The organism is Amycolatopsis sp. cmx-11-32, from assembly GCF_047608695.1.
In the GTDB taxonomy this organism is placed as follows: Bacteria; Actinomycetota; Actinomycetes; order Mycobacteriales; family Pseudonocardiaceae; genus Amycolatopsis.
In genome coordinates, this window is record NZ_JADNQN010000003.1 from 585,198 (window position 1) to 611,722 (window position 26,525).

The following is a 26,525-nucleotide window of genomic DNA, read 5'->3' on the forward strand; positions in this document are numbered from 1 at the left end:
CGGCGAACCGAATCGGGCACGGCGGACATCCCCTTTTCCCATTGACTGAAACCGTTGCACAGCAACGGAAGTGCCTGCAGGATCACCATGACGGGCCGCCATATCACCCCACGCTCAAGCCGGGTGATATGACCCAAATGGTATGTACCAGTCACGTGAGGTGCCTCGTACGGTCGGGAACGAACCTCCCTCCCCCGCCAGTTTCGAGGAAAGCGTTGACATGAACAAAAAGATCCTCGCCGCCACAGCCGCGGCCATTACCGGGGCGGGCTTGGTCACGGCCATCGCCCTCACCCCGAGCGCGAGTGCCGGTCAACCGGTCACGGCCGCCGACCAGGCACAGTCCGAAATGCTGGCCGCGCTGTCCCGCGACTTGAAGATCAGCCCCGAACAGGCCAAGCTCCGGGTCGCGAGCGAGCAGCGCGCCGCGGTCGCCGACAACACGCTGAAGAGGCAGCTCGGCGCCTCGTACGCCGGATCGTGGCTGGACGCCGGCGGTACCGCGCTCACCGTGGCGGTCACCGACGCCGTCCAGGCCGACCTGGTGCGCGCCGCGGGCGCGACCCCGAAGACCGTCGCCCGCAGCGCCGCCCAGCTCGACGCCGCGAAGCTGGCGCTGGACGCCAAGTCCGCCAAGTCCGCCAAGGCACCGAAGACCGTGCCCGGCTGGTACACCGACGTCACCACCAACTCGATCGTCGTGCTGGCCAACGCCGGTGGCGAAGCCGCGGCCAAGTCGTGGGCCGCCGAGTCCGGTGTCCAGGCCGACCTGGTCCGGGTCGAGGCCAGCACCGAGCGGCCGCGTGCGCTGATCGACATCATCGGCGGCAACGCCTACACCTTCGGCTCCGGCCGTTGCTCCATCGGTTTCGCGGTCGAGGGCGGCTTCGTGACCGCCGGCCACTGCGGCACCACCGGAACCCGCACCTCGAACCCGAGCGGGACCGTCGCCGGCTCCAGCTTCCCCGGCAACGACTACGCCTGGGTCCGCGCCGACGCCGGCAACACCCCGCGTCCGCTGGTGAACCGCTACCCCGGCACCGTGCCGGTCGCCGGTTCGACGGAGGCCCCGGTCAACTCGTCGGTGTGCCGTTCCGGCTCCACCACCGGCTGGCGCTGCGGCACCATCCTGCAGAAGAACACCTCGGTCACCTACCCCGAGGGCACCATCACCGGCCTGACCCGCACGAACGCCTGCGCCGAACCCGGCGACTCCGGCGGCTCGTGGATCACCGGCGACCAGGCGCAGGGCGTCACCTCCGGTGGCTCCGGCAACTGCACTTCCGGCGGCACCATCTACTTCCAGCCGATCACGGAGATCCTGAGCGTCTACAGCCTGCGCCTGACGGTCAGCGGGAACCCGCCGTCCAGCACCACCACGACGCCGACCACGCCCACCACCCCGACCAGCCCGACGACGTCGAACCCGCCGGGCGGCACCTGGGCGCCGTACACCTACTACGGCTCCGGCGCGACCACCACCTACGGCGGTAGCACTTACCGCGTGATCCAGCCGCACACCTCCATGCCCGGCTGGGAACCGCCGAACGTGCCCGCGCTTTGGGAACTCGCCTGACCTGGACCGCCCCCGGTGAGCTCACCTCGCCGGGGGCGGCTCCTTCCCCCGACAACGTCGCGCTGACGGCGGATCTCGAGTCCCTCGTCCCCCGCGCCCGTCGCGGCGACCCCGCCGCGACCCGGGAGCTGATGGGCCTCGTTCAGCCGGTCGTCGCGAACTACTGCCGCAGCCGGATGAGCGGGACCGACGCACGGGTGATCGCCGCCGAGGACGTCGCGCAGGAGACCTGCCTCGCCGTGCTCACCGCGCTTCCCACGGCCCGGGTCACCGGCGGCGCCTTCCTCACCGCCGTCCTCAGGATCGCTGCCAGGAAGGTCGCCGACGCCTTCCGGGTGCGGGCCCGGGACAGGTCCGAACCCACCCCCGATCCGCCCGATCGCGCGACGCCGGAGCCCAACGAGCCCGAACGACAGGCCCTCGCCGCCGACGGCCACGACCGGCTGACCCGGTTGATGAGCACCCTGCCCGGCATCCAGCGGGAGATCCTCCGGTTGCGCATCACCGTCGGCATGTCGGCGCCCGAGACGGGCGCGGTCCTGCGGGTGAGCCCTGGCCTTGTCCGGGTCGCCCAGCACCGCGCCCTGCACAAACTCCGCACGATCGTCAGCGAGGACGACCTGTGATCAGCCCTCTGATCGGTCCCGGAAACGGACAGACCTGGCCGGTGGAATTCGACGTCCGGCATCTTCGCCTCCTCGACGCGATCGCGTCGGCGGGCAGCATCGCGAAGGCCGCGGCCGCGCTCGGACTCTCCCAGCCCGCGCTGAGCGCACAACTCCACCGGGTGGAGCGGATCTTGGACCGGACGGTGTTCGAACGGGACCGGCACGGCGTGCGCCCCACCGCTCTTGGCGAGGTGCTGCTGAGCCACGCACGGCGGGTGGTGGCCGCGGCGGACGACCTCGACCAGGCGATCCGCTGGTTCGACCGCGCACCGGCCGACGGCCTGCTGCGGATCGGCGCCCTCCCGACGGTCTTCGCCGAGACGGTGAGCGGCGTGGTCGCCGAGGTCGCCCCCGGCCGTCCGGTCGAACTGCTCACGGTGACCAGCAGGACGGCGTTGTTCTCCGCGCTTCTCGACGGCACGGTGGAACTGGCGCTGTACGTCGACCATCCGGGCCAGGAAATCGTTCCCCCGGACGGTGTCCAGATGCTTCCCGTAGGAACGGAGCCGGTTTTCGTGATCGTGTCTCCAGGGCATCCCACCGCCGGGCGCGCCGAGGTGTCCTTGACGGAGCTGGCCGACTCGACCTGGCTGACTCCGGCGGGCGGGGACGACGCGTTCCACGATCATCTGAAGGACGAATGGGCCCGCGCCGGACTCGGCACGATCACCATGCGAGAGCTGGAACCGGCGGTGCTACGGCAGACCTTGCGGCACGATCCCCGCACAGTGGCGCTCACCCGGTCACTCGACTCCGGTTCCACGACGCCCGGCACGGTGGTGGCCCTGCGGGGTGTGCCGTTGAGGACGCGGCATCTCCTGCTGTGGCGCGACGGCTCACCGGTCGACGTCCCGGCCGTCCGAAGTGGACTGGTGCGGGCGATCGCCGAGCTGGCCGCGATTTGGAACCGGCTTCCCGAGTGGGCGGCCGCCAATCCCGGCTGGCTCGGCACCTGACCGGGCTCAGCACTGGACGCAGTCGAGCCCGAGCCCGAATTGTTCCGACCTCCCCCAGCATGGCCGGCCTAGGCCCGCAGGTGGGCTCGATCCGGCGCGACGGCGTGCTGGAACGCCTGCCCGAGCACGAACCGACGCAGTTCCCGCGCGACGAGCTCACCCATCCGCGCCCGCTCGGCACCCAGCGCGCCTGCCAGATGCGGGGTGAGCACCACGTTCGGCAGCGTGTAGAGCGGCGAGTCCGGTACGGGCGGTTCGGGCCAGGTGACGTCGAGGATCGCCGTGAGGTCCGGGCGCTCGCCGAGCACCGGGATGACCGACGGCTCGTCGACCACGGCGCCGCGCGCGGTGTTGATCAGGGTCGCGCCGATGCCCATCCGGCCGACGAGGTCCCCGTTCACCAGTCCCTCGGTCTCGGGGAGCAGCGGCGCGTGCAGGCTGACCACGGCGCAGGTGGCGAACAGTTCGTCCAGCCCCACCAGCCGGACGCCGAGTTCGGCGGCGGCCGCGCTGTCGACGACGGGATCGCTCGCGAGGACTTCGACGTCGAAACTCCGCAAATGCGACGCCACGAGAGCACCGATCTCGCCGAGACCGAGCAGCCCGACCCTGGAGCGGTACGCGCCGGCGACCCTGGAATCGGGCGGGTAGGACCGCCGCTCCCGGATCTCACGGGAGACGCGATGCGCCTGTTTGAGTCCTAAGAGGACCTGGGCCAGGGTGAACTCGGCGACGGGAACGGCGTTCGCGGCCGCGGCCGACACGATCGGGATCTCGCGTGCCCAGAACTCCGGCGTGGTCAGCGGACGTACCGATCCGGCGGCGACGAGCACCGCTCGCAGGTCCGGCGCGTGTGCCATCAGTACGGAGTCAAGAACAGGCGATCCCCAGCCCGAGAGCAATATTTCGACGCCATCCATGGCCTCCGGGCGCTCCGCCAGCCGCTCGCGGGTGAGCGGCTCGCGCAGATCCGCCAGCGCCCCGATCTCCTTCAGCACCGCCTCGGGGTAAACGTCGTCGCGGCGTCGCTCCTCCATCACGAGAAGCGCTGTCGGGCGGTGTTGCAGCTCGGTCATCCCTACCTCCGCGGCGACCATACATCGGATGCCTGAACCGGTCCACGGGCGGCAAGTCCGACGGATAGGCAACAGCCGTTGATGGAAATTCGTAATCATCGGACCATTGACCGGAGACTGTGAAAGCGCTTACCGTCCCTGCGGAGTAGACAGCGTGGTCCACAGTGAACAGGAGAAGCGATGCGGAAATCGCGATGGATCGGCGTGGGACTCACCGTCTCAGCGCTGGTCGTTTCGGGCTGCTCGGCAGGTCCCGCCGGCACGAACGTCGCGCAGGACACCAAGGCACCACTGGAACTGTGGACCAGGACGACTCCCGGCGGCGCCGGTGAGCAGGCCACCAAACGACTCGCCGAAGCCTTCGAGAAGGCCACCGGGTTCAAGGTGCAGGTGACCGCGATCTTCGACGACTTCGAGACGAAGCTGGCCCAGCGTGCCGCCCAGCGCGACCTGCCGGACATCGTGATGAACGACGTCACGCAGGTCGGCACCCTCAAGAGCCAGGGCCTCGTCCGCGAGGTCGAACAGGGCAAGATCAAGCACGCCTCGGAACTCACCGAGCAGGCGCTCAAGTCCAACCAGACCCCGGACGGCAAGCTGTACGGCCTGCCGTACAGCGCTCAGGCCTCCGCGCTGCTGATCCGCAAGGACTGGCGCGAGAAGCTCGGCAAGAGCGTGCCGCAGAGCTGGCCCGAACTCGTCGACCTCGCCAAGGCGTTCACCACCGGCGACCCCGACAGTAACGGCAAGAACGACACCGCCGGGCTGACCGCGACGCTGTCGACCAAGCGGGGCTACGCCTCCTGGTACTTCTCCAATTTCCTGTGGGCCGCGGGCGGCGACTTCATCACCGAGGCGGGCGGCGGCAAGTACAAGCCGTCGATGAGCACGCCCGAATCCCAGGCCGCGGTGCAGTGGTTCCGCGACCTCGGCTGCAAGGACAACGTGATCCAGCCCGGTTCGGTCACCATGCCGACCCCGGCGACCAACGAGACTTTTGAGGCGGGCAAGGCCGGGATGTACGTCGTCGGCCCGTATCTGCTACCGCGCTTCGACAAGTCGCTCGGCAAGGACAAGTACGAGGTCGTCCCGATGCCGAAGGGTGCCAAGAACTCCGACGTCCTGGCCGAAGGGCTGTCGATCTACATGATGGCCGGTTCCCCGAACCAGGCCGGGCAGGACGCCTTCGGTGACTTCGCGATCTCGACCGACGGCCAGAAGATCGGCATGGCGGGCGAGTCGGCCTTCATCGTGCAGCTCCCGGTGAACAAGAACGTCGACATCGCGCAAGTCCGCCCGGACCCGCGCTGGAAGACCTACGCCGAGATCTACGCCAAGTCCGGCCACTACGCACCGTCCATCCCGAACTGGACGCCGGTCCGCCAGGACACCGCCGACACGGTCAGCGCGCTCGTCGCCGACTGCAAGCTCGACACCAAGGCGGAACTGTCCAAACTCGACACCAAGCTCACCGCGACCTTGCAGCAACAGGGGATCAGCGCGTCATGACCGTAGATCACGCCAAGCCGGCTGCCGTCGGCGCGGACCGTCCCGCCGCCAAGCGGACGCCCGCGCCGAAGGCCCGCGGGCGCAGCGGCCGCGACGGGAAATGGTGGACGCCGTGGGTGTTCCTGGCCCCCGCCCTGATCCTGTTCGTGTACTTCAAGTTCATCCCGATGATCACCGCGGTCACGATGTCCTTCCAGGACGTCCAGCCGTACCTGGGCAACCAGTGGGTCGGCGGGCAGAACTACAGCACCGTCCTCGGTGACGAGGCGTTCCACTCCGCCATCTGGCACACCATCGTGATCGCCGTCGGGCAGACGGTCGGGTCGATGGTCATCGGCCTCGCGCTCGCCCTGCTGATGGAGGGCCAGAGCAAACGGCTGAAGTTCCTGCGGTCGGCGGCGTTCCTGCCGGTGGTCGTGCCGATCGCGGTGGTCGCCGAACTCTGGCGGATCATGTACCACCCGACCGAGGACGGGATGCTGAACTCCATCCTCGGCATGGTCGGGCTGGGGCCGTCTGGCTTCATCAACGATCCCGACACGTCGATGATCTCGGTCATCGTCACCGGTATCTGGCGCGGCGCGCCGTACGACATGATGATCTTCCTGGCAGGCCTGGCGGGAATCGACCGCGGGCTCTACGAAGCGGCCACTGTGGACGGTGCCTCCCGCTGGCGCAAGATCCTCCACGTGACGCTGCCCGGCCTGCGGTCGGTGTTCTCGATCCTGTTCGTCCTCGCGGCGATCCGCGGCCTGCGGGTGTTCACCGAGGTGTTCCTGCTGACCAACGGCGGGCCGAACGGCTCGACGGAAGTCGCGATGACCCTGATCTACAAACTCGGACTGGAACAGAACCGGCTGGGCGTCGGCGCGGCGGGAGCGGTCCTGCTGTTCCTCGCGACGCTCGTGCTGACCCTGTTCGTCCAAGTGCTCCGACGGAGGCGAGACGCATGACCGCGGCCAACGATTCCGCACTCGGCCTCGACGCCGTCAAGTCGCCGGGCGGACGGATCCTGAAGTACACCGTGTACGCCCTTCTGCTGGTGGTGTTCGCCGGCCCGCTGCTGGCGCTGCTGGTCGGCGCGTTCAGCGACGTGTCCGACCCGACGGCACTGAGCGTCATCCCGTCGAGCCCGACCCTGGACAACTTCGGCATCGCGTTCGACCACGGCGTCGGAATGTACCTGCTCAACTCTTTCCTGGTGGTCGGCTTCGGCCTGCTGTTGCAGGTCGTCGTCTCGGTGCTGGCCGGATACGCGCTGGCACGCAAGAAGTTCCGCTTCATGACCTTCGTGCTGGTCGCGATCCTGGCGACGCTGATGCTGCCGGAGGAGATCCTCGCCATCCCGCTCTCGCTGATCCTGTCCGACCTTCCCGTGGTGCACATCAACCTGATCGGCAGCCTGGCCGGGATGATCGTGCCGCTCGGCGCGTGGGCCTTCTCGATCCTGGTGATGACCGAGTTCATGAAGGACGTGCCCCGCGAACTCGAAGAGGCCGCGCGGATCGACGGCGCCGGGGATCTGCGGATCTTCGCGCAGATCATCCTGCCGATGTGCAAGCCCGCGCTCGGCGTGATCGGTGTTTTCGGCTTCACGATGATCTGGGACCAGTACCTGCTGCCGATGCTGGTCTCGTCCGACGCTTCGACCTACACGCTGCCGCTGGCCCTGCGCACGCTGCGCATCGACGCGGACGTGACACCCGGCGTGATCATGGCCGCCTCGCTGCTGGCGCTGCTGCCCTCGGTGGCCGCGTTCCTGTTCTTCCAGCGTTCGTTCGTCCGCGGCCTCGCCTCGGGCGCACTGAAGGGCTGACGCACCAAAGACAATCAAGGAGCGATCCTGAAGTGAGTTCCACCGCCTGGTTCACCCACGACCGGTTCGGGATGTTCGTCCACTGGGGCCTGTATTCGCTGGCCGCCCGGCACGAATGGGTGCAGAACCGCGAAGAGCTGACCGACGAGCAGTACCGCGTCTACTTCGACCACTTCGAACCGGACAAGTACGACCCGCGCGCCTGGGCACGGGCCGCGAAGGGCGCGGGCATGACCTACGTCGTGCTCACCACCAAGCACCACGACGGGTTCTGCCTGTGGGACAGCGATCTCACCGACTTCAAGGTGACGAACACGCCGTACGGCAAGGATCTGCTCGGCCCGTTCGTCGACGCCTGTCGCGAGGAAGGCTTGAAGGTCGGCTTCTATCACTCGCTGATCGACTGGCACCATCCCGCGTTCCCCGTCGACGGCACCCATCCCCGCCGTGACGACGCGGAGTACATCGCCGCGCACCAGTACGCCGACATCGCCGAATACCAGCTGTACCTGCACGGTCAGGTCCGCGAACTGCTCACCCGCTTCGGCACGATCGACTACCTGTTCTTCGATTTCTCGTACCAGGGCCGCAAAGAGTGGTGGGGCGGCAAGGGACCGGACGACTGGGACTCCCCCGGCCTGCTCGACCTGGTCCGCGAACTGCAGCCCGGCATCCTGGTCAACGACCGCACCGGCATTCCCGGCGACTTCATCACCCCGGAGCAGTACCAGCCGTCCGGGCCGATGACCCGCGACGGCGTCCCGGTGGTGTGGGAGGCGTGCCAGACCCTCAACGGCAGCTGGGGTTACGACCGCGACAACTTCGACTACAAGAGCCCCGAACTGCTCATCCGGATGCTGGTCGACGGTGTGTCCAAGGACGGCAACCTGCTGCTCAACGTCGGGCCGAACGGCCGGGGCGAGATCGACCCTCGTGCGCACGCGGTGCTCGCCGAACTCGGCCGCTGGATGGACCGGCACGAACGCTCCGTCCGCGGTTGCGGTCCCGCCGAGTTCACCGCTCCCGCGGACGGCCGCTACACCCAGCGCGGAGACCGGCTCTACCTGCACCTGTTCAGCTGGCCGATGAACCACGTCCACCTGCCGGGGATGGCCGGGCGCGTCCGCTACGCCCAATTGCTCGACGACGCATCGGAAATCCGGCAGGTGCACACGGATCCAGGACAGACCGCGCAGAACACCCAGATGGGCGGGCAGCCGGCAGGCACGCTCACCCTCAAACTCCCCATCCGGAAACCGGACACCCCGGTCCCGGTGATCGAGCTGTTCCTCACCAGCCCCGCCGCCGAAACCCTCCCCACCGATTGAGCACGGAGGCATCATGGATCGCAGAAGGTTCCTCACCGGCGCCACTCTCGGCGCCGCGCTGGTCACCGTCCCCTGGGTCACCGCCGGAACGGCGTCGGCCAAGCCGAAGGGGCTGTGCGCGCTGAATGTCAGTTCGCTGACCGAACTGCAGAACGCCATCAATTCGGCGGCCGCCGGCGCGGTCATCACCGTGAACAACGGCACATACACCGTGCCCACGGGCAAGCCGATCAGCATCAAGGGCAGGCGGGGCACCAAGGACCAGCCGATCACCATCGTCGCGCAGTCCCGCGGTGGAGTGACCCTCAACGGTGAGCAGAGCTTCGTCTTCGACGACTCCACCGGTGTCACGATCAGCGGGTTCAAGTTCCGCCAGAGCACCACGCTGGAGATCCCGCCGAACTGCTCGCGGATCCGGCTGACCCGCAACGATCTCCAGTTCGCCGACATCACAGACCTGCACTGGGTGATGGTCCGCGCCGACAACAGCAAGATCGACCGCAACCACTTCCACCACAAGACCACGCTCGGCGTCATGCTCTGCATCGAGGGCGCGGACGACGACAAGATGGCGTCCGGCGTCGAGGTCTTCCGGAACTACTTCTCCGACCACACCTTCGCCGGCGACAACGGCGGCGAGCCGATCCGGCTCGGTGTCAGCCCGCGTGCGCTCAGCACCGCCGGCGCCAAGATCGAGTTCAACCTCTTCGAACGCGCGAACGGCGACCCGGAGGCGATCTCGGTCAAGTCGTCGGGCAACTTCATCCGCAACAACACCATCCGGAACAGCCTGGGCGGCATCGTGCTGCGCCACGGGAACAAGTCCGTCGTCGAAGCCAACTTCATCCTCGGCGGCAAGGAAGGCATCCGGATCTACGGCAACGACCACAAGATCCTCAACAACTACGTCGCCGGAGTGTCCAGCAGCGCGCTGGTCGTCGGCAGCGGCTCCGTTCGAGACCACTTCCCGGGTGAATCAAAGGAATCGCGGCGCGGCAACGACGCGGCGGACCGCGTGCTCATCGCGCACAACACGCTGCTGAACAACGGCGGCACGCTCTCCGGCGAGACCAAACGGACGATCGAACCGCGCGACTGCACGATCTCGGACAACATCTTCGTCGGCGGCAACGGCGACCTGGTTTCGATGAGCACCACGGGCAACTTCACGTGGTCCGGCAACATCCTGTGGGGTTCGGGCGGGGACGGCAACATCCCGGCAGGCACCTTCCGCCGGATCGACCCGAAACTCGTGCAGGCGTCGGACGGGGTCTCGCGCCTCGCCTCGAACAGCCCCGCGATCAACGCGGCCACGCTGTCCACCGCGCCGACCGCGTTCGACATCGACGGCCAGGCCCGCGGCAGCCGGCGCGACGTCGGGGCGGACGAGTACTCGACGGCCGCCATCGCGAACCGGCCGCTCACCACCGCGGACGTCGGCCCCGCCGCTCCGTAGCGAAACCCGGGCTCACGCCGGCGGCCGTCCTCGCCGGCGTGAGCCCGTACCACCGAGGAGGAACCATGCCGCAGCGCGCCGCGGGTTCGGTCACCCTTGCCGACGTCGCCCGTGAGGCGGGAGTGTCGCTCGCGACGGCGTCGAGGGCGCTCAACGGCGGGACCAGACAGGTGAGCGGGGACCTGCGGAAATCGGTGCTGCAGGCCGCGGAACGGCTCCAGTACACCGCGAACGTGCCCGCGCAGGCAATGGCCCGCGGCCGCGGCAACGTCGTCGGCCTGCTGGTGCACGACATCGTCGACCCGTACTTCTCCTCGATCGCGTCCGGGGTCATGCGCGTGGCCGCCCGGCACGGGCTGACGGTCACCATCGCGAGTACGGAAAACCGTCCGGAGAAGGAACTCGAGTACGTCACGACGTTGCGCGGGCAACGGGCGCGGGCGGTCATCCTCGCCGGGTCGCGCAACGAGGGCGATGCCCTGGAACGAGATCTGACGAAGGAACTCAAGGCGTTCGAGGCCGCCGACGGCCAGGTCGTGGTGATCGGGCAGCGGAAGCTTCCGTTCGACACCGTCATGCTGGAGAACCGCGCTGGAGCAGCGGATCTGGCTGAACGGCTCGTCATCCTCGGACACCGCGATTTTCTCGTCCTCGCCGGGCCACCCGGCCTGATGACCTCGCGGGATCGTGTCCTGGGTTTTCGTGACGGCCTCATCCGACAGGGCATCCCGTTGCCCGAGAACCGCGTGCTGCGCGCGGAATTCACCCGCGACGGGGGCTACGCGGCGATGATGCGGGCGATCGAGAACGGCTTCCGCGGTTGCGTTTTCGCCGTCAACGACGTGATGGCCGTCGGCGCGATGGCCGCTTGCCGCGACCACGGCCTGGAGGTGCCGTCGCCCATCGCGATCGCGGGATTCGACGACATCATCACCTTGCGCGACATCCGGCCTTCACTGTCCACCGTGCGCGTCCCGATCGAGCGGATGGGCGAACAAGCACTCGACTTCATCCTCGACGACCGCGCGGACGGCCCCCGCGTCAAACCGATCACCGGCGAGGTCGTGCTGCGGGAAAGTACTCAACCGTTGGAGGGAAAATGATCCGGCCGGGACTGTGTTCGGTGACGCTGCGACGACTGGACGCCGACGCGGTCGCCCGCCGCGCCGCGGAGGCGGGCCTTCAGGTGATCGAGTGGGGCGCCGACGTCCATGTGCGTCCCGGCGACGACTGGGCGGCCGACCGCGTACTCGAAGCCATGGCACAGCACGGCCTGAGCTGTGATTCCTACGGGTCCTACTTCCGCGCCACCCCGATGGAGGCCGGGAAGTTCGGCGACATCGCCGCCACCGCCGTCCGGCTCGGTGCCACCAGGATCCGGGTGTGGGCGGGCAAAGCGGGCTCAGCGGACGTCGACCCCGAAGAGCGGGAGCAGGTTGTCGCCGGTCTCCGTGAGGCCGCCGACGTCGCGGGCGGGCACGGTCTGGAAGTCGCGCTGGAGTTCCACGGCGGGACGCTGACCGACACCGCCGAGTCGACCGTCCGGCTACTCGACGAGGTCGGTCGCGACAATCTCGGCACCTACTGGCAACCACCGCAGGACCTGCCGGACGAGCAGGCGCTGGCGGGACTGGAGTTGGTCCTCGACCGGGTTCGCGCGGTACACGTCTTCTCGTGGTGGCCCAGCAACGAACGGCATCCGCTGACCGCGAGGACGGACTTGTGGACGCGGGCGTTCGCCCTGCTCGCGCGGGCGGAACGACCGCTCGACGCGCTGCTCGAGTTCGTCCCGGACAACGATCCCCACCTCATCCCTGGTGAGGCCGACTCGCTGCGCAAACTGATCGAGGCGGGCGCGTGAGGTTCACCGAAGCCGATCGGCTGCTGTTCGCCGGGGACTCCATCACCGACTCCAGCCGCGACCGCGGAAATCCGGCGTCGCTGGGCAAGGGCTACGTCCGGCAGATCGCCGACCGCTTGGGCGACGGCCCGGAGGTACTCAACAAGGGGCTCAACGGCAACCGGATCTACGACCTGGAAGCGCGCTGGACCACCGACGTCCTCGCGCTCCGCCCCACGGTGCTGACCGTGAAGATCGGCATCAACGACACCTGGCGGACCTTCGACCGCGGCCTGCCGAGCCCGATCGGGAAGTTCCGCGCGGCCTACGCCCGGCTGCTGTCCGCCGCGCGGCAGCACCTTCCGGCGGAGCTGTACGTCATCACGCCGTTCCTGCTGCCGGTCGAACCGGAGCAGCACGACTGGGTAGCCGATCTGGCACCGCGTCTCGAGGTCGCGCTGGAAGTGGCCACCGAGTTCGGCGCCCGCCTGGTTCGCGCGGATCTGTTCATGCCGCGCGCCGCCGAGGAACACGGCGCCGCGACGCTGGCCCCGGACGGCGTTCACCCCAGCCCGCTCGGCCATCGGCTCCTCGCCGAAGCGTGGCTCGCGGCGGCCGGTGTGCCGGTCGAAAGAGCTCCGCGGCTCTAGCTCTCCCCCCGAGGTCACGGACGGCGAGGAACCCGGCTATCCCTGCCGCAAGTAGTCCTCTAGTGGCGGTAGTTGCGCTTGCAACTACCGCCACTAGAGGACTACTTGCGGTCGGGTAGTGGCGCGGGGCCACTCATGAGGACCTCGCTCAGCGGCTGGTCGATTCCCGCGCGTTCAACCGGACGGGCACTTCGATCCGGCGTGGCCCGCCGTCCGGAGCGCCGCCTTCGATGAGGTCCATCAACGCCGTGGCCGCGCGGCCGCCCACCTCGCGTGGATGCACGAACATCCCGGTGACCTGCGGCGAAGTGAGCCGAAGCGAACCGCTGTCCACCGCACTGCAGATCCCGAGTTCACCGGGCACCGCGAGCCGTCGGCGACGAGCCTCGTGGAGAACGCCGAGCGCGAGATTCTCCGACGTAGTGAAGACGGCGTCCGGGCACACTCCCCGGTCGAGCAGTCTGCCCAGCGCTGCCGCCGTGCCGTCGGTGGTCGGCGGTTCGTCGATCTCGACAACCACCGGCTCCAGTCCCCGGTCTTCCGCCCAGCCGGTGTACCCCGCGACGAGATCCGCCGCGTAGGAGCGGCTGGTGTCGGTGGTGATCATCGCGGGGCGCTCATAACCGTTGTCCGCCAAGTGATCCAGCATCAACCGGGCCGCCGTGACGAGGTCGTTGTCCACGACGACCGGCACGGGGCACGGCGACGCGAGCGGGCGTCCGACGGTCACCAGCGGGCGGTCGCGGCACCAGCCGGTGGCGAAGAACGGCTCGTCGCCACGGGGGTCGACGAGGACGGCGCCGTCGACCGCGAACGCGTTGAGCCGGTCGAGGTCCGCGTCCGGCGGCGTCAGCAACAGGCCATACGACCGTTTCGACGCGGCTTCGGCCGCGCCGTTGAGAACTTCGAGGAAGTAGTCCGAGTTCGGCACGAGCGCGCAGGCATTGCTCGCGTCGACCGAGTTCGCGAGCTGGATCGCCATGGTCCGGCTGCGCCGCGTGACCAGTTGCTGTGCGTGCACACTGGCCTGGTAGCCGAGTTCGGCCGCCGCCCGCGCGACGCGCCGCCGGGTGTCCTCGGAGATCCTGCCCTGCCCGCTGAGCACATGGGACACGGTGGTGATCGAGACCCCCGCGGCGGCGGCGACATCACGGATGGTCGGCGACAATCAGACCTCCACAGGCGGTCCCCAAACGCGGTTCGGCCGGTCGGTGTCCAGCCGATAGTCGGTGACGTGGGCGTCGCCCAGCCTACGTCCGAGGTCCGCCGCGGCCTCCAGCGGCCGAGCGGGATCGCGCTCCACCTCGCCCCTGCTGTTGCCGACGCCGACCACGATCCCGGCGAGGTCCTGGCGCAGGTACCGGGTGAGTTCCTGGAACTGCGCTTCGAGGCCGAGCGTCGCGCCGCGATAGCTCTCCTCACAGGAGATCACCACGGCGGCACGCTTGTTCATCAAGCCCGGCACGACCTGGCCGGTGTGCGGCGAACTCCCCGAGGTGTAACAGAAAAGCCGGTCGAAGAACGACTTGAGCCGTCCGGTCATGCCGTACCAGTGCAGCGGGGTCGCGTACACGATCGCGTCCGCCGGGAGCACATGGTCGAACAGCAGCCGCTCGTAGCCGTCCGCGATCCCGCAGGACCGGTCGCTCAGCCGGCAGCGGCGGCAGTCCCCCAGCGGCGACTCGACGAAATCCGAGAGGCGGACGAAGTCGATCGTGTGACCGGCCTCCTCCGCCCCTTTGGCCAGTGCCTGGGCCAGCGCCCAGGAATTCCCTTCACGACGCGGGCTCGAATCGAGCACCAAGACCTTCACGTGGTCCTCCCCGAAAGAGACTGCAAAAACGCTTTTGCAGTCTCTCCGGAGAGGGTTTCACCTGTCAAGCGATGGCGGCCGCCGCGAGGATGACCTCGGCGACGACGTCCGGCCGCGAGACCGAGACCGCGTGCGAGGCCTCGATCCGGGTGACCTCCGAACCGGCCCGCTCGGACATGAACGCCTGCGCGGCGGCGGGAATCGCGTGGTCCTGCTCGGCGATCAGCGCCCAGGACGGCACGTTCTTCCACGCCGGCTCGCCGTCGAACGGGGTCGCCAGCGCGCGCTCGGTGACCGGGCGCTGGGTGACGGCCATGACGCCGGCGGTCTCCGCGGGGACGTCCGCCGCGAACACGTCCGAGAAGTTCTCGGGCTTGATCGACAGCTCGCCCTGTGCCGCGAGGACGTTCGTGGTGTCGGGGCCGAGCTTGCTGCCTTCGAAACGGCCGGACAGCTCGAACACGCTCTCCCCCACCTCCGGCTGGAAGGCGGCGATGTAGACGAGCGCCTTCACGTTCGGCGCCGTGGTGGCCGCCCGGCTGATCACGACGCCGCCGTAGGAGTGCCCGGCCAGCACCACCGGGCCGTCCACTCCGTTGACGACGTCGGCGACGTAGTCGGCGTCGGACTCGATCCCGCGCAGCGGGTTCGAGGCCGCCAGCACCCGGTAGCCCTGCTCACGCAGCTTCGGGACGACGCCGTTCCAGCTGGACGAGTCTGCGAAAGCGCCGTGGACCAGGACGATGGTGGGCTTCTGGTTGCTCATGGTTGCTCCCTAAGAGCTAGCGAGAACGATCGGTCTTTCTGTCTGAACAATGCCCGTCCGTCAGACCTTCCACAATGTGGCGTGGGCCATCTAGTGGAATGACCGTTCTTTCTCTAAGCTGCGAAGATGACGACTGCCGACCGGGGGCCGCACCCGAAGATCCGGCTGCTCGAGACCGCGTCGCGACTGTTCTACGCCGAAGGCATCCACGCCGTCGGGGTGGAGCGCCTGGTCTCCGAGGCGGCCGTGACCAGGGCGACCTTTTACCGCCACTACCCCACCAAGGACGACCTCGTCGCCGCGTACCTGAACATCACGAGCGAGCGGATCCGCGCGGGCGTCGGCGCGGCGACATACGGTAAATCCGCCCGCGAGGCCCTGCTGGCGGCGCTGGGCATCATCGGCGACCGCACGCTCGACGACGACTTCCGCGGCTGCCAGTTCCTCAACGCCGCCGCCGAGTACCCCGATCCCGAGCACCGGGTCAGGCAGGTCATCGACGACCACCGGGACTGGTTCTTCGGTTTGCTCCGCGACCTGGCGAGCGACGCCGGCCATGCCGACCCCGAGCACGCCGCCCGCACGCTCGTCCTCCTCCGCGACGGCGCGCTGCACGGCGGGAACCTCGACGACGCCCAGACCGTACGGAGCACGCTGCGCCGCGCGGTCACCGACGTCGTCGGCTGAGTTTCAATGACGCCGCGTTGCGCACTCGTTTCGTCCGGCCGTTCCCGGCGAGGACGGCGAGGGTTTCTGGCGACGTGGAGCATTCGCAAGCCTTGCGCTGCAACCAATCCGTGGCGGCGAGCAGGTCTTCGGTCGCCCGCGGCGCGTTCAGCGTGATCGTCCGGTCGTCGAGATGCCCCGAGATGGCCGCCTCAGCCATCACCCGGTCCGGGTCGGCGAGCACTTCGGCCACCAAGACGACCTCGTCGGCGTCCGCCACTCGCGCCAAAGCCCGGCGATAGTCGGTATAGCGCGCGTGTTGGGGCGGTTCGACGTCCACAGGGGACATTCTGCCATGGCATTGCGCCTTCTCGACGGTCGTGACAAGTGCCGGCGCGCACGTCCTCGTCGACGACTTCGGTGTGGTGCCGGGAAACCGCGTACTCCTGAGAGGCACCAACACACCGTGCGCGCCGCGGTCTCGCTGGCCGTGCTCAAGGCGGGCGCGCTGGCGGTCACCGAGCGGAACGCGAGCGGGAAGCTGCGGCGGTACCTGTTGCGGGAGCAGTGAACCGGCCGAGCGCGTGGAACAGGGTAGTGGCGAGCACGAGGCCTTCCCTGGCGATCGGCGCGAGCAGGTGTTCGTCGGGCGCGTGCTGCAGGCAACCCGGGTAGGAATGCGGCAGCCACAGCGTCGCGATGCCGAGGATGTCGGTGAACACGTGGTTGGGCAAGCCGCCGCCGAAACTCGGCAGGATCGCCACCGGCCGGTCGGAAACCTCGTCGAGGACGCCTTTCGCCCAGCCCACCCACGGGTTCCCGACCGGGGTGCGACTTGCTTGAAAACTCGCTTCGGCGCTGACCTCGACCATCGAAAACCCGTGCGAGGCCAGCTGTTTCGTGATCGTGTCCGCGACACCCGAGACATCGGTCCCGGCGACGTAGCGAAGTTGAAGTACCGCGCGGGCCTTGCCGGGGATGGCGTTGACAGGCCGGTCGATGTCGCCGGCTCCCAGCGAAAGGACTTCGAGGGTGTTCCAGCCGTAGAGCCGCTCAGCGGCCGAAAGCCCGGTGTCGCCCCAACTTTCCTCCAGTGCCGGATCACCTGGTTTGCCGTCGATCCGGATCTCCGCGAGTGCCTCGCGGACGCTGTCCGGGAGTTCGGGCGGCAGGAGCCCTGGCACCTGGATGCGACCGTGCCCGTCGACGAGACAGGCGATCGCCCCGGTGAGGGTGGTGGCGGGATTGCGCAGCACTCCTCCCCAGTTCCCCGAGTGATAGGCGTCGGGGCGCAGGTCGACGTCGAGCGAGATCCGGACGCTGCCGCGCGCGCCGAGGAATACCGTCGGCGTCGCCGCGTCCAGCCGCGGGCCGTCCGAGGCGATGAGGACGTCGGCGCCGAGTGCCGGCGACTGTGCCGTGACGAACTCGCCGAGACCGGGTGAGCCGATCTCCTCGCCGGTCTCGAACAGGAACTTGAGGTTGAACCCCAGCGAGCCCGTTTCGGCGAGGAGCAGCCTGAGCGCGGTCAAGTTGATCAGATGCTGTCCCTTGTTGTCCGCCGAGCCACGGCCGTACCAGCGCTCGCCGTCCGCGGTCAGCGTCCACGGGTCGCGGCCCTCGCTCCACCGCCCTTCATGGCCGTCGACGACGTCGGCGTGGCCGTAGCACAGGACGGTCGGCAGCTCCGGCGACTCGATCCGGGTGCCGATCAGGAAAGGACCACCGGCGGGGTCGGGGTTGGGATACCGCCGCACCGAGCAGCCGAGCGCCGTCAGTGCCGGAGTCAGCACCTCGTCCAGGTATGCCTTGATGGCAACGCGACCGTCCGGATGGTCACTGACGGTCGGATACCGGACCAGTTCGGCGAGTTCGGCGAAGAAGGCGCCCGAGTCCACGTGTGCTCGGGCCTTCGAAACCAGTTCCGCTGGGGTGGGCACGTTCTCTCCCGATTCGTCCGCCGAATGTCGAGGAGAGCGTAAGCCGGTTCGCCCTACACTGACCATTGCCGTTTACGGTGCCCTGCGTTCTGATCGAGGCAAAGGAAGACCCATGCGCCTGCTGCCGATCGCGCTGACGTACTTCCTCGAAGTCGCCCGCACCGGCTCGGTGTCCGAAGCGGCAGCCGAACTGACCGTCGCGCCATCGGCGATCAGCCGTCAGATCTCGAAGCTCGAAGCCGGGATCGGGGTACCGCTGTTCGTCCGGCATCCGCGTGGCATGGAGCCGACCGACGCCGGGAACCGGCTACTCGACCACGTCCGCCGCGGCGAAGCCGAATCGGCCGTCCTCGTCGACGAACTTCGCACCGGGCGGGGGCTTCAAGCGCGTTCGGTCACCGTCGCCTGCTCGGAGGGATTCGCCCGCCGTGTCGTGCCGCAGGCGATCGCCGCCTTCCGCCGCGAAAACGACGTCACCTTCCACATCGACGTCGTGAACCGCGAGGAAGCCACCCGCCGCGTGCTCGACGGCGCGGCCGACGTCGCCGTCACGTTCACGACAGGGCCACAGCACGGTGTGCGGGTCGAAAGCGCCGTCGTCGTTCCGGTGTACGCGATCGTCCCGCTCGGCCATCCGCTGACCGGCCGCGACTCCGTCGGGCTCGCCGAACTGTGCGGACATCCCCTCGCCCTGCCGTCGCAAGGCCAAAGCCTGCGCGATCTGTTCGACATCGCCGCCCGGATCGAGAACCTCGCGACGCGTCCGGTGCTGGTGTGCGACGAACTGAGCCCCAAGTACGAGTTCGTCCGCTGCGGCGGCGGGCTGGCGCTCGTCGGCGGACTGGGCGACGTCCGGCGGGACGCGGCCACCGAGGGTGTCGCCTACGTGCTTCTCGACAACGCCGTCTTCCGCAAGCGCGAAGCACAGGTGCAGACCATGGCGGGGCGGACGTCGTCGTCGGCCGCCCTGCGGTTCACCGCGCTGCTGACCTCGTTCGTCCACCCGCCGGTCAGCGGATCAGCACACCGGGGTTGAGGATCCCCGCCGGGTCGAAGGCGGTCTTGGCGGCGGAAAGCGCGGCGGCGAACGGATCGGGACGCTGCCGGTCGTACCAGGGGCGATGATCGCGGCCGACGGCGTGGTGATGGGTGATCGTGGCGCCGTGACCGGCGATCGCCTCGGACACCGCGGCCTTGATCTCGTCCCACTGCCCGACCGTGCTCCCCCAGCGCCCGGCGGCGTAGATCCCGTAGTAGGGCGCGGGACCATCGGGATAGACGTGGGTGAAGCGGCAGGTCACGACACCGGCGCCGCCACACACCTCGTCGATCGCGGCGCGGGCGGCCGAGGTGATCGCGTGGTGCAGTTCGTCGAAGGCTTCCCAGGTACACGCGGTCTCGAAGGTCTCGACGATCAGCGACCGGCGGGCGAGAGCGTCGCGCTGGTACGGCATCCGCAGGAACGAAGAACGCCACGCCGACGCCGAATCGCCACCCTGGCGCCCGGAATGCTTGTCGCGGCGGGCTTTCACCAGGCCACCGTGACCGATGGCCAGTTCCAGCGCACGGTCCAGCCAGGTGTCCACTGGATGGTCGGCGGATTCGAATCCGACCAGGAGAAGGCCGCCGCCCACACTCGCGCCCGCGTTGATGAAGGCTTCGGCCGGGTCGAGGAGGCGGCAGTTCGACGGATACAGCCCGGACTGCGCGATCGCGCGGGTGGCGGCGACCGCGTCTTCCTGGCGCTCGAAGGTGACCGACGCGGTGACCTGCCAGACCGGCCTGTCCTGCAGGCGCATCCAGGCTTCGGTGATCACGCCGAGGGTACCCTCGGAACCGAGGAACATTCGGTCCGGCGACGGTCCGGCGCCCGATCCGGGCAGCCGTCGCGATTCACTGATCCCGGCCGGGGTGACGACGCGCATCGACTCGGTGAGGTCGTCGATATGCGTGGCGAGCGTGGCGAAATGCCCGCCCGCGCGCGTGGCGAGCCAGCCGCCGAGGGTGGAATGGGCGAACGACTGCGGAAAGTGCCGCAGGGTCAGCCCCAGTGGGCGAAGCCGGTCTTCCAGGGCCGGGCCGAAGATCCCTGCCTGTATCCGGGCCGCGCGGCTGACCGTGTCCACTTCGAGCACCGCGTCGAGACCCGCCAGATCCATCGACACCGCGGGCCCGTCGAAGCGCGGTTCGATCCCGCCGACCACGGAACTGCCGCCACCATAAGGAATCAGCGGGGTTCCGGAAGCCGAACACCAGTCAAGGAGATCGATGACGTCCTGTTCGGTGCGCGGCCGGGCGACCAGATCCGGGATGTGGTCGAGATGTCCGAGCAGATTACGGACGACGTCGCGGAAGGCCTTGCCACGAGCATGGGACAACCGGTCGACGGGTTCGTCACCGCACAACGCCGCGAGCGCCCCGGGAGGGCGGATCCGCGAAGGTGGGACATCGAGGTCCGAGGGTTTCGGCGGGGCATGGTCGGTGAAGTCGTGGCCAGGCAGGACCGCCGCCGTGCGCACGACGAGCGCGTCGGATTCTTGTTCGGATAATTCGCCGTCGGTGGTGCCCCAGCCCCACCAGGACCGGTTTTCGGTTGACATCGTTGTCCCCGTTCGATCTGACTCCTCAGTAAGTTACTTATCGGTCAGTTGCTGTGTCAACGAGAGGAGATACGAAGCCTGATCGCTCGGCTGATGTCTCCAATGCCCCATTGGAGACATCAACCCTTCCTCCGCACCCTTCGACGCTTTACAACGTTGTATCAACGATGTAAAAAAGTCTGACGGCTTGCCGTGGCCCAGCTCACACCGGTTCCCTCGGCCACGGGGCCGTGGTTTCACGCCTGCACAAGTCCAACGGGAGGCGTACCTCCGCCGAGGCGGCCGCCCCCGGAGAAGGGTGTCGAGCAGATGTTGTCAACGTTGTCACCTCATCGCCCCCGAAGTAGTACCAGACGCTGTCGAAAGACACTGGCCACCGCCGTCGCGATGGTCTCCGCCCTGGCGTTGACGTCAGGGGCCGCGACGGCTGCGGAAAGCGGCTGGAAAATGGGCAAGCCTCGCCTGACCACCCCGTGGACCAACCAGGTATCGCCGTCCAACGCGTTGCCCGAGTATCCCCGGCCGCAGCTGGTGCGTGATAACTGGCAGAACCTCAACGGGGTCTGGGAGTTCGCCGGCGCCGCACCCGGCGAGGTCCCGCCGTTCGGCGAGCGGCTCGCCGAGAAGATCCTGGTCCCCTACCCCGCCGAGTCTGCGCTGTCCGGGATCCAGCGCCACGAGGACCACATGTGGTACCGGCGCACATTCACGGTGCCCAAGAACTGGGGCGTCGGCAAGGACAACACCCTCCGGATCAACTTCGGCGCCGTCGACTACAAGGCGAAGGTCTACGTCAACGGCAGGGAGGTCGCGGCGCACCAGGGCGGCTACGGCGCGTTCTCCGCGGACGTGACCTCGGCGCTGAAACCGAAGGGAGAACAGGAAATCATCGTCGGCGTCGAGGATCGCGCCGACGCCACCTGGCAGCCCGTCGGCAAGCAGCGCCTGACCCCCGATCGCGGGATCTTCTACGAGGGCGCCTCCGGTATCTGGCAGACGGTCTGGATGGAGCCGGTCGCGGCAAGGCACGTCGGCACCCTTGGCATGGTCCCCGACCTCAAGTCCTCCACGCTGAAGCTTTCCGTCGACACCGGCGGCGCTTCCGGGCTGACCGTCGAGGCCGTGGTCCGCGACGGCAGGAAGGTGGTCAGCCGCAGCAGGGCCTCCGCCGCCGGGACGATCTCCCTGCCGGTGCCCAAGGCCAAGCTCTGGTCGCCGGATTCGCCCTTCCTCTACGACCTGGACGTCGAACTGAAGGACGGACGGCGCACCGTCGACAAGGTGTCGTCCTACTTCGGCATGCGTGAATTCGGGACCGCGAAGGGTGCCGACGGCAAACTCCGGTTCACCCTCAACGGCAAGATCCTCTTCCTGCAGTCCACTTTGGACCAGGGATACTGGCCGGACGGCATCTACACCGCGCCGACCGACAAGGCGCTGCGCTTCGACCTCGAGCAGCACAAGGTCCTCGGCTTCAATACGGTCCGCAAGCACATCAAGACCGAACCCGACCGCTGGTACCACCACGCCGACAAGCTCGGCCTGCTCGTCTGGCAGGACATGCCGTCGATGCGTACCGGCGGCCGCCCGCCTGCCGACGCGCAGCGGCAGTTCCAGGTCGAGTTGAAGGAACTGGTGGAGCAGAAGAAGAACTGGACCTCGATCGTCGGCTACGTGCCGTTCAACGAGGGCTGGGGCGAGTGGTCGCGGGACACCACCGGAAAGATCGCGGACAGCGTCAAGGCACAGGACCCGACCCGGCTGGTCAACGCGCACAGCGGCGTCAACTGCTGCGATTCCCTCGGCGACTCCGGCAAGGGCGATGTCATCGACTGGCACGCCTACCCTGGCCCCGCGAAGCCGATGCCCGACGGCAAGCGGATCTCGATCGACGGTGAGCACGGCGGCTACGGCCTCGAGGTCAAGGATCACATGTGGTTCGGCGAAGGCCACGCCTACGAGATGGTGAAGGACCAGACGACCCTGAACAGCCGCTACGTCCAGAACCAGCGTGACGTGCTCGCGTCGGCGCAGAGCTGCGCCATCAGCGGCTCGATCTACACGCAGATCACCGACGTCGAGCACGAGGTCAACGGCTTCTTCACCTACGACAGGCAGGTGAAGAAGATGGACTTCGCGCAGGTGCGCGCGGTCAACCAGGCGATCATCCGCAACGCGGACGGCAGTGGTTCCGGCGCGCCCGACCCGGGCCCCGGCACTCCGGGTCTCACCGGTGTGCACGCGTACAAATTCAACGAGGGCAACGGTTCCCGTGCCGCGGACTCGGTCGGCAACGCGCACGCGGCGCTGACCAACGCCCAGTGGGCAGGCGGTGTCGAGGGCGGTGCGCTGGCCTTCGCCGGGAACGGACAGGCTGACACCGGCGCGAACCTCGTAGACACGGCGGGCAGTTACTCGGTCTCGGCGTGGGCGAAGCTGGACGAGGCTAGCGGCGCGTTCCAGACCGTCGTCAGCCAGGACACCGGCCGCGACAGCGCGTTCTTCCTGCAGTACTCCGGGCAGGACCAGCGGTGGGCGATGAGCTTCGTCGGTCTCCGCGCCCTGTCGCCGGAGAAGCCGGAAGTCGGCCGCTGGTACCACCTGACCGGGGTCCGTGACGCGAAAGCGGGCTCATTGTCGCTCTTCGTCGACGGCGAGAAAGTCGCCTCGCAGAACGCCTGCGCCGCTCAGCCGAGCACCGGCCACACGGTGATCGGCCGCGGCCAGTACGGCGGCCAGCAGGTCGACTTCCTGCGCGGGGCGGTGGACGACGTCCGGTTCTACGACCGGTCACTGTCCGACGCCGAGGTCGCGACACTCGCGAAGCGCGACTGAGAACACGCGGCGCCGGGGACACTCCCGGCGCCGCGTGCTCCGCACGAAAGAAGACCCCCGGAGAGCGCGAAACGAGAAGACTGGACGTCCAAGTCCGTGATCGTGCGCGTGGAGGGGTCGAGTTGAAGGTCATCGCCATCGAGGAGCATTTCACCCACCCGACCTTGTACAACGAGGAAGGCGAAGGGGAACTGGGTGACCACCCGATCATGGCCGGCATCCGGAGGAAGCTCCGCGACCTCGGCCGGGGCCGGATCGCGGAGATGGACGCGGCCGGGATCGACGTCCAGGTCCTGTCGCACGCCGTCCCGGGCGCGGAAGCCTTGAAGCCGGAAGAAGCGCATCGGGCGAGCCAGGCGAACGACGCGCTCGCCGACGCGATCTCCCACCATCCCGACCGGTTCGCCGGTTTCGCCGCCCTCCCGATGCAGGCACCGGACGCGGCCGCCGACGAACTCCGCCGTGCCGTGACCGAACTCGGGCTCAAGGGCGCGATGCTCAACGGTCTCACCACCGGCCGTTTCCTCGACGACGCCGCGTTTCAGCCGGTGCTCGCCGCCGCCGAGTCACTCCGCGTCCCGCTCTACCTGCACCCGGCGCTTCCGCCGAAACCCGTGCTGGACGCCTACTTCTCGGGACTTTCCGACCTGCAAGCCGACAACCTCGCCACCGCGGCCTGGGGCTGGCATTCCGAGACCGCCGTGCACCTGTTGCGGCTCATCGTCTCCGGGGTCCTCGACGAGTACCCGGACCTCCAGATCGTCATCGGTCACATGGGCGAGATGATCCCGTTCGCGCTGTCGCGGATCGACGTCGTGCTGACGCCGATCAACGAGCACCTGCGCCAGCCGGTCGCGGACTACTTCAAGACCAACGTCCACATCACCACCAGCGGTTACGCGACGTTCCCGCCGCTGCAGTGCGCGCTGGCCGTACTCGGGGCGGACCGGATCATCTTCTCGGTCGACCATCCGTACACCCCGAACGAGCCCATGGTGGACCTGCTCAAGACCGCGCCCATCGACGAAGCCGACCGCGAGAAGATCGCGCACGGCAACGTCGAAAAGCTACTTCGCCTCTGACTCGATCCACTCTCCGACGATGTCGCCGAGTACGGGCAGCGGCACCTGCCCCTGTTTCAGCACGAGGTCGTGGAAGTCGCGGACGTCGAAGGCCTCGCCCAGGCGTTTCTCGGCGAGGGCGCGCAGCCGCTGGATCTCCAGCCTGCCCGTCATGTACGAGAGCGCCTGGCCTGGCCATTCGATGTACCGATCGGTCTCGGACTGCACCTCGATGTCGCTGAGCACGCAATGCTCGGTGAGGTAGTCCACGCACTGCTGCCGGGTCCAGCCCAGCACGTGCAGTCCGGTGTCGACGACCAGCCGCGCCGCACGCAGGGAATCCTCGGCGACCATGCCCAGCCGCATCACGTCGTCGGAGTACAGACCCATCTCGTCCGCGAGCCGCTCGGTGTAAAGCGCCCAGCCCTCGTCGAACGCCGACAACGGGACCAGCTTGCGCAGCGACGGAACGTCGTCGAGGGCGTGCGACAGGCAAGCCTGGAAATGGTGCCCTGGAACGGCTTCGTGGAAGGCGACGGACTCGGCGATGAACCGGAACCGCTCTTCCACCCGGTAGGTGTTGGTGTAGTAGACGCCCGGACGAGTGCCGTCGGCCGACGGCGTCAGATAGTACGCCTGCGCGGCGGACGGCCCGTCCGATTCCGGCACGGCCCGCACGACGCATTCGGCGGACGGCACCTCGCGGAACCAGCCGGGCGCCGCGGCCGTGGCCCGCGCGACCGCTTCCGCGGCGGTCGTGACCATCTCGTCCGCGTCACGCCAGCACAGCGACGGGTCGGTGCGCAACCGGCGCCGGACCTCGGCGGGATCGTCCACCCCGAACACGGCGGTGCCGAGACGGCGGTACTCCTCGTCCAGCGCACGACCGATTTCGAGGCCGGTCTCGTGCAGTTCCGCCGGGGAGATCCCGGTGGTGGTGTGCGTCCGGGCCAGCCGCGCGTAGGTCTCCTCGCCACCTTCCAGCCAGCAGAGACCCGGCCGTTCGTCGGGGCGCCCGTGCCCGGCGATGTCACGGGCGAGCATCTCGCGATAGGCGACGAGCGACGGCCGGACCTGCTCGGTGAACAGCCGTTCCCGCCGTGCGCCACGATCGCCGGTCAGCGGCGGGAGTAGCAGGGCGTTGGGTTCGACGGCCAAAAACCGGTCGACGTGGGCGATGGCGTTGCCGACCGCGCGTTCGACCGGCGGCCGTCCCGCGTCGATCCCGGTGCGATAGCGGTCGGCCAGGCCCGCGAGGTACGCGGGGATCGCCGCCATCCTGGCCAGGTAGTCCTCCTCGGCTTGTTCTCCCGACGGTGCCAGCTGCGGCAGCCAAGAAAGTACCCCGGCCGCCTCGGCGGCCATGGGATCGCCGAAGATGAACTCGATCTTCCGGGAGTCCAGCCTCGCCAGAAGCCCTTCCGCGTGATGGGTGATCACGCCGAGCGTGACCCGGTCCGGATCGGCCGACCGTGCGGCGTGCCCCGCGACCCGGACGGCCACCTCCCGCAGCCGCGCGTCCCCTGCCTCGGAGACGTCGCGCAGTTCGTGGTCGTGCCCAGGGATGTTGTCGAAGGTCGCCATCAACGGCATCTCGGCCGCGAGGGCGTCGAGGAGTTCGTCCGCGAGTTCGGCGGCGGTCGGCTGGTCGCTCATATCCGACAATTACCAGATCCGGTTCACAACCGGTGGAAAGTCCCGGGTCGGCGACGCCGTGAAGGACTCCTTCCAACTTTGAGGGTCAAGGTCCCGGCAAAGTCGAAATCTTGTAGGTCAGGCGGTATTCGTCACTGCGTGAGCTGACGATGGAGAAATCGGGACGTTGAGTGTCCCCATTCCTCCATCGTCGCGGGATCACACCGGTCGCGGAGCTTGATCAACAAGGGTTCAGGGGGACATGCCCCGGCACACGCCCGAGCGGGGAACCTTTCGGGCGCTCAACGTCCAAAATCCTCCCCACTCGGCCCTT

23 protein-coding genes are annotated in these 26,525 nt (G+C 68.4%); 15 read left to right on the plus strand and 8 right to left on the minus strand.

All coding sequences use genetic code 11. From position 1 onward, the window contains the following. The first annotated feature begins 220 nt into the window (after nucleotides 1–220). Genes ACM6LR_RS11605 through ACM6LR_RS11615 form a run of 3 tightly spaced genes read left to right on the plus strand, consistent with a single transcriptional unit; the run spans nucleotide 221 to nucleotide 3,200 of the window. Nucleotides 221–1,576, plus strand: coding sequence for an alpha-lytic protease prodomain-containing protein (locus tag ACM6LR_RS11605; RefSeq protein WP_414943722.1), 1,356 nt, complete (start codon nucleotides 221–223; stop codon nucleotides 1,574–1,576). Next, nucleotides 1,561–2,202, plus strand: coding sequence for a sigma-70 family RNA polymerase sigma factor (locus ACM6LR_RS11610; RefSeq protein WP_414938688.1), 642 nt, complete (start codon nucleotides 1,561–1,563; stop codon nucleotides 2,200–2,202). The genes ACM6LR_RS11605 and ACM6LR_RS11610 overlap by 16 nt, the downstream gene beginning before the upstream one ends. After that, on the plus strand, nucleotides 2,199–3,200 hold the full coding sequence (locus ACM6LR_RS11615) for a LysR family transcriptional regulator (protein ID WP_414943723.1): 1,002 nt from the start codon (nucleotides 2,199–2,201) through the stop codon (nucleotides 3,198–3,200). Before ACM6LR_RS11610 ends, ACM6LR_RS11615 begins: the two co-directional genes overlap by 4 nt. A gap of 68 nt (nucleotides 3,201–3,268) precedes the next feature. Here ACM6LR_RS11615 and ACM6LR_RS11620 read toward each other — a convergent pair whose 3' ends face one another. Continuing rightward, nucleotides 3,269–4,276 (minus strand): hydroxyacid dehydrogenase, encoded by a 1,008-nt coding sequence (locus ACM6LR_RS11620; RefSeq protein ID WP_414943724.1) that lies wholly within the window; start codon nucleotides 4,274–4,276, stop codon nucleotides 3,269–3,271. Nucleotides 4,277–4,456: 180 nt separating this feature from the next. On the opposite strand from ACM6LR_RS11620, the gene ACM6LR_RS11625 reads away from it, so the two are divergent. The 8 genes from ACM6LR_RS11625 (at nucleotide 4,457) to ACM6LR_RS11660 (ending at nucleotide 12,875) form a co-directional block, all read left to right on the plus strand. Continuing rightward, nucleotides 4,457–5,785 (plus strand): sugar ABC transporter substrate-binding protein, encoded by a 1,329-nt coding sequence (locus tag ACM6LR_RS11625; protein ID WP_414938685.1) that lies wholly within the window; start codon nucleotides 4,457–4,459, stop codon nucleotides 5,783–5,785. After that, a complete protein-coding gene (locus ACM6LR_RS11630) occupies nucleotides 5,782–6,738 on the plus strand; it encodes a carbohydrate ABC transporter permease (protein WP_414938684.1) in 957 nt (318 codons plus the stop codon). The genes ACM6LR_RS11625 and ACM6LR_RS11630 overlap by 4 nt, the downstream gene beginning before the upstream one ends. Next, nucleotides 6,735–7,601, plus strand: coding sequence for a carbohydrate ABC transporter permease (locus ACM6LR_RS11635; RefSeq protein WP_414938683.1), 867 nt, complete (start codon nucleotides 6,735–6,737; stop codon nucleotides 7,599–7,601). Before ACM6LR_RS11630 ends, ACM6LR_RS11635 begins: the two co-directional genes overlap by 4 nt. A gap of 32 nt (nucleotides 7,602–7,633) precedes the next feature. Beyond that, nucleotides 7,634–8,929 (plus strand): alpha-L-fucosidase, encoded by a 1,296-nt coding sequence (locus ACM6LR_RS11640; protein ID WP_414943725.1) that lies wholly within the window; start codon nucleotides 7,634–7,636, stop codon nucleotides 8,927–8,929. Nucleotides 8,930–8,942: 13 nt separating this feature from the next. Beyond that, a complete protein-coding gene (locus ACM6LR_RS11645; RefSeq protein ID WP_414938681.1) occupies nucleotides 8,943–10,385 on the plus strand; it encodes a chondroitinase-B domain-containing protein in 1,443 nt (480 codons plus the stop codon). Between the two features lie 65 nt (nucleotides 10,386–10,450). After that, nucleotides 10,451–11,488, plus strand: coding sequence for a LacI family DNA-binding transcriptional regulator (locus tag ACM6LR_RS11650; RefSeq protein WP_414943726.1), 1,038 nt, complete (start codon nucleotides 10,451–10,453; stop codon nucleotides 11,486–11,488). Then, nucleotides 11,485–12,246: a sugar phosphate isomerase/epimerase family protein gene (locus ACM6LR_RS11655; protein WP_414938679.1), complete on the plus strand. Its 762-nt coding sequence runs from the start codon at nucleotides 11,485–11,487 to the stop codon at nucleotides 12,244–12,246. Before ACM6LR_RS11650 ends, ACM6LR_RS11655 begins: the two co-directional genes overlap by 4 nt. Further along, nucleotides 12,243–12,875 (plus strand): SGNH/GDSL hydrolase family protein, encoded by a 633-nt coding sequence (locus tag ACM6LR_RS11660; RefSeq protein ID WP_414938678.1) that lies wholly within the window; start codon nucleotides 12,243–12,245, stop codon nucleotides 12,873–12,875. The genes ACM6LR_RS11655 and ACM6LR_RS11660 overlap by 4 nt, the downstream gene beginning before the upstream one ends. Nucleotides 12,876–13,023: 148 nt before the next feature. Here ACM6LR_RS11660 and ACM6LR_RS11665 read toward each other — a convergent pair whose 3' ends face one another. The 3 genes from ACM6LR_RS11665 to ACM6LR_RS11675 form a co-directional block, all read right to left on the minus strand. Beyond that, nucleotides 13,024–14,043 (minus strand): LacI family DNA-binding transcriptional regulator, encoded by a 1,020-nt coding sequence (locus ACM6LR_RS11665; protein ID WP_414943727.1) that lies wholly within the window; start codon nucleotides 14,041–14,043, stop codon nucleotides 13,024–13,026. Next, nucleotides 14,044–14,688, minus strand: coding sequence for a flavodoxin family protein (locus ACM6LR_RS11670; protein ID WP_414938676.1), 645 nt, complete (start codon nucleotides 14,686–14,688; stop codon nucleotides 14,044–14,046). 64 nt (nucleotides 14,689–14,752) lie between these two features. Next, nucleotides 14,753–15,454, minus strand: coding sequence for an alpha/beta fold hydrolase (locus ACM6LR_RS11675; RefSeq protein ID WP_414943728.1), 702 nt, complete (start codon nucleotides 15,452–15,454; stop codon nucleotides 14,753–14,755). A 126-nt stretch (nucleotides 15,455–15,580) separates the two neighbouring features. Between ACM6LR_RS11675 and ACM6LR_RS11680 the strand changes: the two genes are divergently transcribed. Then, nucleotides 15,581–16,141: a TetR/AcrR family transcriptional regulator gene (locus ACM6LR_RS11680; protein WP_414938674.1), complete on the plus strand. Its 561-nt coding sequence runs from the start codon at nucleotides 15,581–15,583 to the stop codon at nucleotides 16,139–16,141. Here ACM6LR_RS11680 and ACM6LR_RS11685 read toward each other — a convergent pair. Both ACM6LR_RS11685 and ACM6LR_RS11690 read right to left on the minus strand, forming a co-directional pair. After that, the gene (locus ACM6LR_RS11685) at nucleotides 16,122–16,460 is read right to left on the minus strand and encodes a hypothetical protein (protein ID WP_414943729.1); all 339 of its coding nucleotides are present in this window, start codon (nucleotides 16,458–16,460) and stop codon (nucleotides 16,122–16,124) included. The two genes, ACM6LR_RS11680 and ACM6LR_RS11685, sit on opposite strands and share 20 nt — an antisense overlap. A gap of 175 nt (nucleotides 16,461–16,635) precedes the next feature. Further along, a complete protein-coding gene (locus tag ACM6LR_RS11690; protein WP_414938672.1) occupies nucleotides 16,636–18,060 on the minus strand; it encodes a M20 family metallopeptidase in 1,425 nt (474 codons plus the stop codon). A 112-nt stretch (nucleotides 18,061–18,172) separates the two neighbouring features. On the opposite strand from ACM6LR_RS11690, the gene ACM6LR_RS11695 reads away from it, so the two are divergent. Next, complete coding sequence (locus ACM6LR_RS11695; protein ID WP_414938671.1) at nucleotides 18,173–19,096, plus strand: LysR family transcriptional regulator; 924 nt, start codon at nucleotides 18,173–18,175, stop codon at nucleotides 19,094–19,096. Here ACM6LR_RS11695 and ACM6LR_RS11700 read toward each other — a convergent pair. After that, nucleotides 19,071–20,660: an FAD-binding oxidoreductase gene (locus tag ACM6LR_RS11700; protein ID WP_414943730.1), complete on the minus strand. Its 1,590-nt coding sequence runs from the start codon at nucleotides 20,658–20,660 to the stop codon at nucleotides 19,071–19,073. The genes ACM6LR_RS11695 and ACM6LR_RS11700 overlap by 26 nt on opposite strands. A 387-nt stretch (nucleotides 20,661–21,047) precedes the next feature. Here ACM6LR_RS11700 and ACM6LR_RS11705 point away from each other — a divergent pair, with 387 nt between their 5' ends. Next, entirely contained in the window at nucleotides 21,048–23,495 is a 2,448-nt protein-coding gene (locus tag ACM6LR_RS11705; RefSeq protein WP_414943731.1) for a LamG-like jellyroll fold domain-containing protein, read from the plus strand. 122 nt (nucleotides 23,496–23,617) lie between these two features. Next, nucleotides 23,618–24,577: an amidohydrolase family protein gene (locus tag ACM6LR_RS11710; protein WP_414938668.1), complete on the plus strand. Its 960-nt coding sequence runs from the start codon at nucleotides 23,618–23,620 to the stop codon at nucleotides 24,575–24,577. Here the strand turns inward: ACM6LR_RS11710 and ACM6LR_RS11715 are convergent. Beyond that, nucleotides 24,563–26,212, minus strand: a complete 1,650-nt coding sequence (locus ACM6LR_RS11715; protein ID WP_414943732.1) for a DUF885 domain-containing protein — start codon at nucleotides 26,210–26,212, stop codon at nucleotides 24,563–24,565. The genes ACM6LR_RS11710 and ACM6LR_RS11715 overlap by 15 nt on opposite strands. Nucleotides 26,213–26,525: the final 313 nt, after the last annotated feature.

Excerpts from the sequence above, each read along its gene's own strand:
- ACM6LR_RS11620 (WP_414943724.1), bottom strand. The coding sequence starts at position 4,276 with ATGACCGAGCTGCAACACCGCCCGACAGCGCTTCTCGTGATGGAGGAG.
- ACM6LR_RS11700 (WP_414943730.1), bottom strand. The coding sequence starts at position 20,660 with ATGTCAACCGAAAACCGGTCCTGGTGGGGCTGGGGCACCACCGACGGC.
- ACM6LR_RS11655 (WP_414938679.1), top strand. The coding sequence starts at position 11,485 with ATGATCCGGCCGGGACTGTGTTCGGTGACGCTGCGACGACTGGACGCC.
- ACM6LR_RS11675 (WP_414943728.1), bottom strand. The coding sequence starts at position 15,454 with ATGAGCAACCAGAAGCCCACCATCGTCCTGGTCCACGGCGCTTTCGCA.
- ACM6LR_RS11635 (WP_414938683.1), top strand. The coding sequence starts at position 6,735 with ATGACCGCGGCCAACGATTCCGCACTCGGCCTCGACGCCGTCAAGTCG.
- ACM6LR_RS11695 (WP_414938671.1), top strand. The coding sequence starts at position 18,173 with ATGCGCCTGCTGCCGATCGCGCTGACGTACTTCCTCGAAGTCGCCCGC.
- ACM6LR_RS11630 (WP_414938684.1), top strand. The coding sequence starts at position 5,782 with ATGACCGTAGATCACGCCAAGCCGGCTGCCGTCGGCGCGGACCGTCCC.
- ACM6LR_RS11650 (WP_414943726.1), top strand. The coding sequence starts at position 10,451 with ATGCCGCAGCGCGCCGCGGGTTCGGTCACCCTTGCCGACGTCGCCCGT.
- ACM6LR_RS11715 (WP_414943732.1), bottom strand. The coding sequence starts at position 26,212 with ATGAGCGACCAGCCGACCGCCGCCGAACTCGCGGACGAACTCCTCGAC.
- ACM6LR_RS11625 (WP_414938685.1), top strand. The coding sequence starts at position 4,457 with ATGCGGAAATCGCGATGGATCGGCGTGGGACTCACCGTCTCAGCGCTG.
- ACM6LR_RS11645 (WP_414938681.1), top strand. The coding sequence starts at position 8,943 with ATGGATCGCAGAAGGTTCCTCACCGGCGCCACTCTCGGCGCCGCGCTG.
- ACM6LR_RS11680 (WP_414938674.1), top strand. The coding sequence starts at position 15,581 with ATGACGACTGCCGACCGGGGGCCGCACCCGAAGATCCGGCTGCTCGAG.
- ACM6LR_RS11605 (WP_414943722.1), top strand. The coding sequence starts at position 221 with ATGAACAAAAAGATCCTCGCCGCCACAGCCGCGGCCATTACCGGGGCG.
- ACM6LR_RS11705 (WP_414943731.1), top strand. The coding sequence starts at position 21,048 with ATGGTCTCCGCCCTGGCGTTGACGTCAGGGGCCGCGACGGCTGCGGAA.